Genomic DNA, 12,753 nt, shown 5'->3' with positions numbered 1-12,753 from the left:
AAAGCGGTAGGAAAGGCTGCTTAATATCGACTTTTTTATCATTTTGGGCGAACAATTGCTGCAAACAGAGAAAAGTGGTGCTAGGACAACAGTCCTAGCACCACTTTGTCTACAGTCTGAAAAAGCCCCTTTATGGGGCTTTTTCTAATTAAAATAGTTGTCAATTGACATATCATTTACAATATCTTCTGCAACTAAACGATATTTATTATCATTCGATATGTTGCCGACATCTAAATTATAAAAATGTTCCGTAATTGCTTTTTCTGCCAAATTACGGACTGTTCGTGCATTTGCAAAATTAGAGTTTTTCTTTTTTGAAAGCAATATTTTTTCTAACTTTTCTAATGCTTCTAAACTGACTACCATGTTTTCGGCGTAAATCAAATTGATAAAAATTCGCTGCATTTCTTCGATTGTATAATCTTCAAACATAAAATAGTTTTTTATGCGAGATGCAAGACCAGAATTTGAATTAAATAATCCCTTCATTTCTTTTTTATATCCGGCCAATATAACAATCATATTAGTCCTTTCGTTCTCCATCTCATTTAAAATGGTAGATAATAGCTGCTGCCCTAAGCCGTAATTGCCTTGGACAAGAGAGTAGGCTTCATCAATAAACAATATTTTCCCTTTTGCTCTTGTTAAGAGCATTTTAGTACGTGCAATTGGGTCTTCTCCCGATTTAAAAAAATTGCCATCAACATAAATATATTCATTACGTTTAATGTACTTGTATTGATATAAAAATCCGGTTAGAATACCGGCAATTGTTGTTTTCCCAGTTCCTGGATTACCTAAAAAGCACATGTGCATATTATTAATGGGGTGTTTTTTATCCTTTATTTGCGATTTAAAACGTAACACTTCTTGCTTAACTTTTGTTAACCCGATTAAATCATTTAAATCTTCTTCCGGATGTTTACTGCCTTTTTTTACAATGCTTTTGAATTCTGCATCAGATAATAAGGATTCATTTTTTAACAATTGCATCTGTGCTGCCGCATCTCGTTGTTGTTTCGTTAAATATTTGTGCTTCCCAGACTTTAATTGACGAGTTGCCTGTTCTAGTCGTTCTTTCCTTAAAAAACTTCGTAAAACAAAACATCCAATCCAAAAAACAAACCCAATTACGCCAGCTAAAATATAAGTCAATTGTGTAAAGTGGTAATCGTTAATGTATAACCATATTAAACCACTCCAGCCAATAATTGGAATGATAAAAAACAAAACACATCCTAAATTCAACAACAAGGTTCGTAATAATTTCATGATAATTCTCCTTTCTTTTTTTCATATTGTTGATTGATTTCTACAAAAATAAGTGCATCCCCACCATTATCCGGATGATATTTTTTGACTAATTTTTTATATTTCCGTATCAAATCTTTTTTTGTATTACATTTGTCAAAATAACCGGTTAATGTATTAGACGGAACAACATCAACATTCTCTTTTTGATATTGTTTGAAGCGTTGCTGCTTTTTATAGTCTTGCACGGACTCTTTTAATTGTTCAAAATACATGATAAACAGCCCTTTAAGGTCCATTATTTCATTTAGTGTATCGTAAATTTTATCTAATTGACGTTTCTTCTTTAGTTTTGTAATTAAAGTACGCACTTCATCAAGTTTATCTGTTATCTCTTTGTTTGTTTGCATCATTTTCGTGTAAATTGCATCATCCACAACAGCAGATGCTGCTTCTTCAAGATAATCAACAATTTGATTTCTTAATGCGTTTATTTGCTGAACATCATCATTAAATTCATCAATCAGAGCGTTCTTTTCGGATAATAGGGTATAATTCATCAAATCCCTCCTCTTCTTGTTGCCGAAACATTGATTCATCTTTATCAAACAAGTAGGTCCATGTTTGGAAATCTCTAATAATTTGAAACTGCTTTAATATTTTAGCAGACCATAATTTTCGCTCTTTAATTAAACCAGAAACCAATCGCTCTACTTTTTTTTCTGAAATATGTAAAATATGAGCGATTGTTTTATTGGTTTTGTATTTCTTTTTTAAAGCAATAATGGTTTTCTTCTCTTTTTCTAACTGTTTTTGTTTTGTGTTTATTTTCTTTTTTGTGTAGTATTTTTTACAGTAAGCAGCATTATTTTTTGTCTTTGGTTGAATGCACTGTAAATTAAGACGTTCTCCCAATTCTTTTGAAATGCCTAATTTATCCATAAGTGTAGATGTTTTCATGTAATAATTTTTATGTATCGCAGTGCAGATACAATTTTGCAACTTTTTTTCAGACAAAGGGCTAGTAAAATTGTTATTAAATTCCCAAAGAGCAATCCATGCTTTATCCATATTGCAATACAATAATTTTGCATGGATATAAAAGGCAAAACATAATTGATTACGATGTCCAATCTCAGTATGATTCTGTTTATAATACCCCTGTATTGCCTGAATGTCTTTCATTCGCGAAGCATTCAATTCTTTGCTTGAATGATGATGTTTCTTTTTTTTGCTTTGCTTTTTCCAAGCAGAATACCATGCCGGTTTCTCCCATTCTCCCAATACAATATCCATATAATCCATTAAGGTTTTACGTTTTGGAGTATCTAAAGCCCAACCATCATGGTCTAATTCATCTTCTTCAATTATTTTGATTTCTTTATATGCAGCAGTCCAATCAATACAATATGCTTGTAATTGATTATTCCATTTATAGGTAATTTTATTTGCTTTAGCATTTTTTGTGTTATAACTACCCGGCAGTCGAATGAATGATTGAAGTCCTTGTGTTTCTGCGCAAAAATCAAAAACCGGATATTGATTAATTTTTGCTACCAGTCTTTTTTGTACTAAATCCAAAGCCTGCATTTGTTTTTTCCCGGAAACATGTCCATCTAACAAATAAATAAGGCGAAATTGATTACCGTACTCGATGTAATATGGGACCGGAATAATAGAATTATCATGATATAATTCACGAATTGCACAAATTGCTTCTTCTACAGAGGCTGATTTGTCTCTGCCAAGCTTGTAATCAACATCAATACAAAAAGCATAGCAATTAAAAATATCTCTTCGTGTTCCGGTTAAATTTGCTTTGTTTTTAAAAGTATTAAAGCTCATGTAAATGTCTTCTTTTGGAAATTTAGCTAAAACCTTAGTTAAGTTGTCTGCTTTTTTTAACCACGAAACTTGATGAAATTCCTGTTTTGCTATAGCTGGACACCAAAATTTAACCAGTTCTGTACCGGTTGCTTGTTCAAATATAGAGTTAAAGAGAGTAGTACAATCCATATGTATGTGCTCCTTTCAAAAATAGTCTGTAATTGTAATATGTCTGTTTGAAATGAAAATCGAAATCATATTATGAGCAAAAATTCAGCAGACAGGTCTAGATTTCTTCCAGAGAGGTAAAGACAATACCTATACATATAGTCTGTGAAAAAAATGAGGGTAGTAAGAAAATGTATTGACCTTCGTGCAAAACAAACCATTTTCCGTTGGTTTAAGAAAAAACAACATAACAGACATATTAAGACTAAGGAGGAATTTATATGATTAGTTTGCAGATGGGTGTTATCCCTAACTTGGATATTTTGAGTAAATTGTCAGATATTAACAAAAGAAAAAACTGCTCAGAAAAAATAAAAAAATATTTGAATGCTGAATTGTCGGAGAGCGAAATGCTAATTGATTGGTCAAAAGCAGGACGGGATTATGATTTAATTCCATGGGCTGATAATAATGATTATTTATCCTTATGGGAAGAGCGTCATGCACAGAATGAGTATTATTTAGATGACAAACATATTCTTGGTTCAATGGTTGCTTTTGAAGTTATTGTGGGATATGAAAAAGAATTGGAAATGGACATTGAGAAGTGGGGACGTATTCAGTATGATTGGTTTTGTGAAGAATTTTCAGAAGAAAATGTTTTATCGGCAATGCTGCATTTAGATAGCGAAGCTTATCCTCATTGTCATTTTTTAATTTACTATACGACAAAAGAAGGCGTTATTACAGAATCTCCTTATATTGAGCAGGGAAAAGTAAGTGCGCAATTTCTTGCTAAATATGAAGATGCAATGAAAAAATTTCAGTTAGACGCTATAACTAGAGAAAAATTGGCAAATTCAATAAAATCAAATGAGCCTGAGAATAATTCGGATTTTTATTTAGCAACAATTGACCGTTATATATCTGAAAATCCAAGAAGCGCTATTGATGACCAGGAGTATATTTATGACACGGTGGGCCAGTTGTCGCAAATAGCTTCTGCGTTAAGTATAGAACGACAAGAAGAACTTTTAACAGATTTAATTCACTATTTTATGCGTGTAGAGAAAAATACGTTAAAGCAAGCGCAAAAAGGGATTCTTCTAAAAGAAAGCTTCTTTAAAGAGGTGAAAAAACGCTTAAAACAATTAGGGGTTGAAAAGTCAGAAGAAGTAGATATTATGCTGAAAAGAATTGATAGTGCTATTTATGGTAATTACATTCTTGACCCATTATTAAATGACGAATCTATTTCAGATATTAAAGTAATTGCGCCAGACAAAATTCGAGTTAAGAGATATGGCCGGCGCTTAACGTCTAATCTACATTTTCGGGGAATTGATGATTATTACCGTTTTTTAAATGGAATTGCGATTCGCAATAACACAGATTTAAGCCCTTTTAATGCTGTCCAAAATTTTACAGATAAGTTTTCTAATGATAAGTGCATTATGCGTATTGATATTTGTACAACTTTTGTGAATTCAGTGGGGTGGCCGTATTTACATATTCGCAAGGTGCCAAAGAAAAAATATACAATAGAAGATTTAATGAATTTTGGAATGCTTGATGTCAAAACAGCAGCTTACTTAATTGATAAAGTGAAAAACGGAAAAGGAATATTATTTACAGGAAAAGGTGCATCTGGTAAAACGACTTTGATGAATACGTTACTTGATTTGATTTCCTATAACAATTCAGGCCTGGTTATTCAGGAAAACGAAGAATTGTTTTCTAATAAACATCCAGATTTAATGTTTCAGCATGTTGTTACTAGCCGCCGGCAGAACGAAATTCAATTTGACCTAAAAGATTTAGCGCGAAATGGCTTGTTGACAGATTTGGATTATTTTGTTATCGGGGAAATCAAGGGTGGAGAAGCATTTTATTTTTTAAATGCGGCATACACCGGGCACAAATGCTGGGCTTCTTGTCATGGGGCTTCCTCTACGGAGGCAATTAATAAATTAGCGGATTATGTCACCTATGAATCCGGGTATTCGCAGGCAGAAGCGAAAAAAATGCTTCAATCACTGGAAACTATTGTGTTTATGAAAAACTTTAAGGTGACAGAGATTTCAGAAATTACCGGTTGGAACGAAGAAAAGAAAGACTTAACATATCGGGCAATTTATCGTGGAATTGGGTGATTTTTGTTATAATATGGTTTTTGTTTTTCTGAAAAACAGACATATTAAATATATAAACATAGGAGGTTAAGTTTAATATGACTATTACAGAAAAAGAGTTTACTAAGATGGAACGGGCAATCCAAAATTGTGATTACGACCTTGATGGATGGTTCCCGTCTATTGATGATTTAGATAGATTTGTTTATCCAAACAAAGAAAAATATTTTGTTTTTATTCTGTTCTTGTTAGAAAAGTCAAAAACTATGTCTTTAACGTCAGAGCAGCAGGAAGCGAAAAAAGAATTACAAAAAATTGCCTATGAATTGGAAATTAAGGAAGGTGATGGCCCATGACAGGGAAACTGCATCGTTTTGGAGGGGCGTGTTCAGGCATTATTACGACTGCTGCATTATGCTCACAGCTTCCTCAAACCACAAATGGAAACATGCTTTTAGCAATGAGCGGAGCCTTATTGGGCGGAATTGGAGGACTGCTGCCGGATATTGATACCCCACATTCTATAATCAGCCTTAAACATCCGATTGTTTCATGGGTTGTTTGTAAATTTACAGAACATCGTATGGCTATCCATACTTTGATAATTCCGATGTTTTTGGCAGTTCTTACATCGGTGCTTTACTCCGTTCAATTTGACGCCTTTGTATTAAGTGCAAGTTTATTAAGTGGATTTGTATTTCATTTGATTCAGGACACATGCACGAGAGGAGGTATTGCATGGGGCTATCCTTTTGTAAAAGAAAAGTATTCTATGCGTAATACTTATAGCGGAGCTCCGGGGGATATATTGGTAACAATAGTATTGATTATGTTACAATATGCATTTTTCGTTCAATTATTCATGTTATATGATTTTTTGAAATAAAACAGACATATTAAAATTAGAACAGCTTAAAGCTGAACAATTTACAAGGAGGTACACAAATATGTGTAAAAAAGTAGGTGGCAGAGTGCCGCGATTTAATGTTGATAAAGAAAAAGGAGTTGTCGTAGCGTATCTTGACAATTGTATGTTTGATGCTATTGATACAATTTGCGGCAGAACAGAGCTTGGCTGTTTAGGTGCAGGCTTTTTTGAGGATGCCTCAATTCGCACAGCTCTTATGATGAATTCTTATCGCGGAAAAGCGAAATTACATCCCGGCGATGTATTTAATGAACAAAAAGGCAAGGAAATTGCTTTGAAAAAATTGCAGGAGAAGTACAATGCTTCAAAGAGAAAAGCAATTAAAAGATTTCTTTCTCGTTGGAATCACATTTTGCTTAACGGTTGCGAGTAAACAATTAAGTGGTAGCTTTTGCTGCCACTTTTTTTTATTGCCTATAGCAAACAGACATATTATAAGTATATTAATTAAACAAATTGGAGAATGTTCAGAGACCGCAAGGTCTCTTTTATAATAAATATATAATTTAATAAGGAGGAATTGCATTTAAAATTCAAATTTTAGGAGGACAAAATAATGGCAAAAGGGAAATCAAGATGGAAGAACTTACCGCCCAATGAACGATTTGCAAAAAAGTTGCAGCAACGCGGGGTGTCGGATGAAACATGTGAAATTATTCGGCAACATGGTGATGCAAGCAAGGAAACGGAGGAATAAAATATGGCAAAAAAAGTTATGGTATTTTTTCTTGCATTTGGAATTGTCGCAAGTGTAAGTTATTTATCTATGTTTATTGCTCCGGAGATTGTGTGGGCGATTTAAGAAGGGAAAAGCTAAAAGAGGAGAACAAAAAGAGGAAAGAGCAGCCTCTTAAAATATTGCGTTTATAATAAATGGAGATATTAGTGTTTGAATTAGTTAGGACTTTAGGATATGATAAGATTATTTTTGGAAAGAGGAGAAAATTCAAGCAAATATATCAAATAGATTATATATTTATTCCAGGCATCCCAGAAGGGGTGCCTTTTTTGGTTAGAAAAATTACTTTATAACAGACATATTAAAATAAATAATAGAAAGGAGTTTATCACTCAATGTTCAAAAAAATAATAAATAATTTTTGCAAAGACAGATATTTTATATTTTCAGTATGTTTATGTTTGATTAGTCTGATTAGTATATGCATACGCATAATTCCAATAAGTATGCCTTTAATAACAAAGATGTTGTTGATTTGTCCAATAATATCAATCTTTGTCTTTTTATTGTTTACTTCAATAAAAGACGCACACATGAAAGATATTGCAAATTGGCAAGGTATTTTATTTATTTGTATTGGCATTATTTTATATACAATTCGAATTATTGTGATGAAGACGTCTTTTGTGGATGTACAAGAAGAAACTTTTTCCATGATATTTTTCTTTTTAGGTATTATGCTTCTAGGCCGATTTCGAAAATGGAATAAAAAAGCATCATTTCTTTGCGTAGGGGTTGCTATTCATTATTTAGCGGTCTTTGGTAAAATTTATTTTTTTATATTGCTTATAACTATATTGACAGCGTGTGTTTGTTTTTTCTTATATAGTATTGTTTGTTATATGAGGAAAAGTGACAAATCTAAGGCCCTAATTCCCTATTTATATGTTAGCTGCTGCATCATATTAAGTATTCTTATATGATTTTTTGAATTTTAACAGACATATTAAAAATGATTATGTTAAGGAGGTGCAAATTATGCATGAAAAATATTAAAGATATTGCATTAAACATTATTAAGGATAAATATGCAAAAGATTTTCAATATTCACTAGGTGAAGATGTATTTGAGCATTGCAACCGGACGTGCAATATTGCTTTGCAAATAGCTGAAGTATATGGATTTAATTTGCAACAAAAAATTGATTTAGCAGCAGGAGCTTTATTACATGATATTGGAAAATCTTATGTAAATCAAGACGTACTTAATAAAGCCAAAAAATTAACTCAGGATGATAGAACCTTAATTGAGTGTCATCCCCAGTACGGCTTTTGGGTATTAAAGCAATTGGACTTTAATCGTACAGTTGTAGATATTGTATATCATCATCATGAACGGCTAGATGGAAGTGGATATCCACAAAAATTACGAGGACATAAAATTGATATATTAACTCAAATAGTGAGCGTAGCTGATGTTTATGAAGCGTTGACTGCAGACCGCGTATATCATAAAAAACGGTCAAAAGAAGAAGCTCTTAAAATTATGAAGTCGGATAAAGGGCTGAACCAAGTTGCAGTTGATATATTAACTGAATGTTGTTAAAGAGGCTTCTAATGAAGCCTTTTTTCTCATAATATGATTTTCATTTTGCCTAAAAACAGACATATTAATAGTGTCACGATAATAAAAGGAGACTATTAATAATATCACAACAACAAAAGGAGGATTTTTATGAAAAAATATATTTTAATGATAGCTCTTGTAATTATGGCATTGCCATTTAATTATGCAAAGGCAGAAACTACAATGCAACCTGCAAGTCAATATGAATACAATGTTGAAAGTGCAACAGATAGTGCCGCAACAATTGCGAGCTCAACGCCAAAAGCAACTTTAAGTCCTGAAGAAGAATTTAAAGAAATTGGAGCTGATGTGGCAAAAAACAATAAATATAATGCATTAGTTCTTATTGTTTTATTTGTTGCGTTGGCAGCTATTGTAGTTAAAAATAACAAAATTAAGAAAAGAAAGTAGGTAAACTATGAGTTTTAACAAAGAACAAAAAGCAGCTATCAATCATAAAGATGGGCCGTTAATTGTAGTAGCCGGACCGGGCTCCGGGAAAACCACAGTTGTGGTAAATCGAACGGCTAAATTAATTGAAAAAGGCGTAAATCCATATAATATATTAGTCATTACATTTACGAAAGCCGCTGCCAAAGAAATGCAGATGAGATATGAGGCTTTAACTCAATGCGAAACACCGGGTGTTACTTTTGGCACAATTCATTCTGTTGCATTGGCTATATTAACAACTTCTTTTGATTATACATATGAGAATGTGTTAACAGAAAGAGACGAATGGAATGTTTTGCGCGAAATCATAAAGAACAACAAAATTTACACAGAAGACATTAATACTTTAATCAAGGATTTGGTAAGTGCTATCAGTAATATTAAATCCGGAATGCTTAAACCGCCTTATGACATCAAATGCGGTTGCCGGGAAGAACAGTTGCAATTAATTTTCAATGAATACTGTAATTATTGTAAACAAAACAAAAAAATTGATTATGATGACATGCAAATTGAGTGCCTAAAATTGCTAAAAGAAAACAAGGACATATTGAATTGTTGGCGTGAACGATATCAATATATTCAGGTAGATGAGTGCCAAGATGTATGCCATACACAGATGGAGTTGATTGAATTATTGGCGAATCCTCGCAATAATTTATGCATTGTTGGAGATGATGACCAATCACTTTATCAATTCAGAGGCGCAAAACCGGAAATTATGTTAGCATTCGAAAAGAAAGCAAATGCTAAAAGAATTACACTTGATACAAATTACCGTTCTGGAGAAAAAATTGTGAGTGCTGCTTCTGAATTCATTAAATCAAATTCAAAGCGATTTGATAAAGATTTCAAATCAGTTCGCGAAAAGGGTTCTATTGAGATTAAGCCCTACCGCACGCCGGAACTCCAAGCTATAGGCGTTATAGGCGATATTAAAAAATTGCTTAATAAAGGCACCTCACTAGACGATATTGCTATTATCTATCGCACAAATAAAGAATGTCCTAAAATCGCATCTGTTTTAATGGATGCTGATATTCCGTTTATCGCAAAAACAGAAGGTGTTGTCAATTTATTTGAACATTGGATTTTTAAAGACATTGTTCGCTTTCATGAACTCGGAAAAAGTATAAATACTGCTCCGTTTGGTGAAATCAAAAAAGCTTTAAAACGTCCAACGCGATACATTCCTAATGAAGCCTTGCAGCAGAGCAAGAGCTTAGATGATTTAGTTGAATGGGGCGTTATGCATCGTAAACCATACATTGCAAGAAATATTTTTCGGTTTAAACAGGATATAAAAACCATGAGCCGTATGAAATTACAAAGCTTTTTGGATTATTTAATCAATCACATGGATTATAAAAAGGCCTTGCTTGATTTTGCGGATTATAACAGGATGAATCCTCAGGAATTAATTGATATTCTGGATGAGATTGTTGATACATCAAAAACATTTGATTCTTTCGATGAATGGGTTGAATATGCAAAAGATTACACGTTTACTCTAAAAAAGAGTATTGATGAGACAAAAGAGGGCATCTATTTGATGACAATGCACGGCTCTAAAGGCTTAGAATTTAAGCATGTATTCATTATTAACGCTAATGAAGGCTTTACGCCATACTCACACAAAGGCGAAATTAATGACATTGAAGAAGAACGCCGGATGTTCTATGTGGCTATGACAAGAGCAAAGGATTTTTTACATATCTCGTATACAAACCGTTCAAGAGGAAAGAAGATGCGAGAATCAAGATTCGTAACTGAATTGGCCGCTGTTATGGATAAGCAAATTACAGACAAAGCACTTTTAAACAAAAAGGAGTGATATAAATGATTGGAGTATAAAATGCAAAATTATAATTGGTGATATTATAGCTCGTCTACCATTTATAGGAAGAAAGAGCAACGAAGGCGCTTGCGTTGAGCAGGCGTCTTTTGTGTTATATAGTATTATTTTTTCCTGTTCAAAAAGAAAAAAGTATATATACTTTCTACACAATTGTATATTAGGTTTATACTTAACCATTTTCTCACATCAAATTATACCATAATCAGATGTGCCTGCATAAGAAATAACCGCTACCACTAAGGAAGAAGAGTTCCCGGAGATGTAGTAGGAGTAAATAAAATCATTGGACGAGGAAGACCGGCTTAAACTCTCTGTGAAATAATTGATATAATGTTTTTTCATATATGACAAAAAAATATTTCCTTGTATTGGATTGCCCTCCCACGATAATAAATCATCCCTCTATGTAGACGGTAAATCGTAATCGGAACTGCCGTCATGGTGGGAAACGATGTAATATCGCTATGGTGGGGTAGGGAAATAAGAATTCCGGTACCCGCTTTGAAGATAAACCACTCTATAGTGGGGAAAATAAACTTTCTCTGCATGGTGGAGTAGCGGGGATTCCGCTATGGTGGGAGGTGTCGCCTTTTTAATAACAAAAAACGTCATAATACGTTTTGATATATAACAAAAAGACACCCAGTATATCGGGGATAAGATAATAAACGCTATAGTGGGGATAGCTTTTAATTTCTGCATCATTATTGTGGGGGAAATTTCATATATAACAAATTTATATATAACCATTATGGTGGGAAAAATTTAACCTCTCTTTCTAAAACGCCTTGCTTTACAGACATATTAAGAATGTAATCATTATCAATAATAAGGAGGAATTTTCATATGAAAAGAATGATTATTGCAGTAGCAGCTACATTAAGTATTGTTGGTGGAATGTTTCATCATGCATCAGCCGTAGAAAAGGATGTTAAAGAGGTTGAAATGAAGCGAGTCGTATATGTTTCTCCGGAGGTCACTTCAAAAGTAGAAGAGCTTAAAGAGGATATGAAGTATCAGTCCAAAGTGGTAAAAACATTTAGAGAAAAAAAGAGAGATGTTGCATCTGAGATTAAATCACAGAAATCCCAAAAAGATGCAAATGTGCAAAATCAGCTAATGGAAGAGCGAAAATCACCATTTGTTGACAATTTGCAAGATGAGCCATGGGAAACGCAGAATTTCGCATATCGAGAAATTGACACAAATGCCGTTAAGAAAATCTTAAAAGAAAAGAAGATTAGTGAACGGATTAAAACATTAGAGGTCGAAAAGAAAAAATTAAGCCAGAATGTCGATATGGAAAAACAGGTGCTTTCTCAGATGAAGATTGACTTGCAAGAATTAAATTCTCTTGACGGCGTTGTCTTTAATCCAAATGATGTTACAGAACTCAGCAATATTTCAGTTAAGCAGATGCGGCAGATTTTGCAGGATACCGACTTGCAGGAGTTTGCTCCGGTTTATGTAAGGATTGAAAAAGAATTACATATTAACGCAATTGCCATATGCGCACTTTCCGCATTAGAAAGTGGATGGGGAACTTCTAAGCGTGCCAAAGAGGACCATAATTATACCGGCTTTGGTGTATATTCCGATGAAGCAGAGGGTATCAATGCTGCCAGTGGAGAGGAGAACCTCTTAATGACAGCGAAGCATATCCGGGAGAAATATCTTACTAAAGGGGCTGTATATGATAACGGCCCAAGCCTTGTCGGTATCAATACTATGTATTGCGTAGGTGATACATGGGCGTATAAAATTACAGACATCGGGTATCGGCTGATGGCAAAACTAAATGAATAAGCAATAATCGCAAAAAGCCTG

The 12,753-nt window shown here is 33.4% G+C and carries 12 protein-coding genes; 9 read left to right on the top strand and 3 right to left on the bottom strand.

Features of this window, described 5'->3' with window-relative positions:
- Positions 1 to 144: 144 nt before the first annotated feature.
- Genes DW019_RS11375 through DW019_RS11365 form a run of 3 tightly spaced genes read right to left on the bottom strand, consistent with a single transcriptional unit; the run spans position 145 to position 3,270 of the window.
- On the bottom strand, positions 145 to 1,275 hold the full coding sequence (locus DW019_RS11375; RefSeq protein ID WP_118443459.1) for an AAA family ATPase: 1,131 nt from the start codon (positions 1,273 to 1,275) through the stop codon (positions 145 to 147).
- The gene (locus tag DW019_RS11370) at positions 1,272 to 1,814 is read right to left on the bottom strand and encodes a hypothetical protein (RefSeq protein ID WP_118443458.1); all 543 of its coding nucleotides are present in this window, start codon (positions 1,812 to 1,814) and stop codon (positions 1,272 to 1,274) included. Before DW019_RS11370 ends, DW019_RS11375 begins: the two co-directional genes overlap by 4 nt.
- On the bottom strand, positions 1,774 to 3,270 hold the full coding sequence (locus DW019_RS11365) for a hypothetical protein (protein WP_118443457.1): 1,497 nt from the start codon (positions 3,268 to 3,270) through the stop codon (positions 1,774 to 1,776). Before DW019_RS11365 ends, DW019_RS11370 begins: the two co-directional genes overlap by 41 nt.
- A 260-nt stretch (positions 3,271 to 3,530) precedes the next feature.
- Between DW019_RS11365 and DW019_RS11360 the strand changes: the two genes are divergently transcribed.
- From DW019_RS11360 to DW019_RS11320, 9 genes are all read left to right on the top strand, one after another.
- Positions 3,531 to 5,402: an ATPase, T2SS/T4P/T4SS family gene (locus DW019_RS11360; protein WP_118443456.1), complete on the top strand. Its 1,872-nt coding sequence runs from the start codon at positions 3,531 to 3,533 to the stop codon at positions 5,400 to 5,402.
- A 77-nt stretch (positions 5,403 to 5,479) separates the two neighbouring features.
- The gene (locus tag DW019_RS11355; RefSeq protein WP_118443455.1) at positions 5,480 to 5,737 is read left to right on the top strand and encodes a hypothetical protein; all 258 of its coding nucleotides are present in this window, start codon (positions 5,480 to 5,482) and stop codon (positions 5,735 to 5,737) included.
- Positions 5,734 to 6,267 carry a metal-dependent hydrolase gene (locus tag DW019_RS11350; protein ID WP_118443454.1) on the top strand — a complete coding sequence of 178 codons (534 nt, stop codon included), beginning with the start codon at positions 5,734 to 5,736 and terminating at the stop codon, positions 6,265 to 6,267. Before DW019_RS11355 ends, DW019_RS11350 begins: the two co-directional genes overlap by 4 nt.
- A 61-nt stretch (positions 6,268 to 6,328) precedes the next feature.
- Entirely contained in the window at positions 6,329 to 6,682 is a 354-nt protein-coding gene (locus DW019_RS11345) for a hypothetical protein (protein WP_118443453.1), read from the top strand.
- A 183-nt stretch (positions 6,683 to 6,865) separates the two neighbouring features.
- Positions 6,866 to 7,006, top strand: coding sequence for a hypothetical protein (locus DW019_RS15140; RefSeq protein ID WP_182431115.1), 141 nt, complete (start codon positions 6,866 to 6,868; stop codon positions 7,004 to 7,006).
- Positions 7,007 to 8,030: 1,024 nt separating this feature from the next.
- On the top strand, positions 8,031 to 8,594 hold the full coding sequence (locus DW019_RS11335; protein ID WP_182431114.1) for an HD domain-containing phosphohydrolase: 564 nt from the start codon (positions 8,031 to 8,033) through the stop codon (positions 8,592 to 8,594).
- A gap of 129 nt (positions 8,595 to 8,723) precedes the next feature.
- Positions 8,724 to 9,026: a hypothetical protein gene (locus DW019_RS11330; RefSeq protein ID WP_118443450.1), complete on the top strand. Its 303-nt coding sequence runs from the start codon at positions 8,724 to 8,726 to the stop codon at positions 9,024 to 9,026.
- Between the two features lie 7 nt (positions 9,027 to 9,033).
- Positions 9,034 to 10,902, top strand: coding sequence for an ATP-dependent helicase (locus DW019_RS11325; RefSeq protein WP_118443449.1), 1,869 nt, complete (start codon positions 9,034 to 9,036; stop codon positions 10,900 to 10,902).
- An 870-nt stretch (positions 10,903 to 11,772) separates the two neighbouring features.
- The gene (locus DW019_RS11320; RefSeq protein WP_118443448.1) at positions 11,773 to 12,732 is read left to right on the top strand and encodes a glucosaminidase domain-containing protein; all 960 of its coding nucleotides are present in this window, start codon (positions 11,773 to 11,775) and stop codon (positions 12,730 to 12,732) included.
- Positions 12,733 to 12,753: the final 21 nt, after the last annotated feature.

This window comes from Clostridium sp. AF37-5 (assembly GCF_003477605.1).
Classification (GTDB): Bacteria; Bacillota; Clostridia; order Lachnospirales; family Lachnospiraceae; genus Eubacterium_F.
This window is presented reverse-complemented; position numbering and strand designations above follow the sequence as displayed.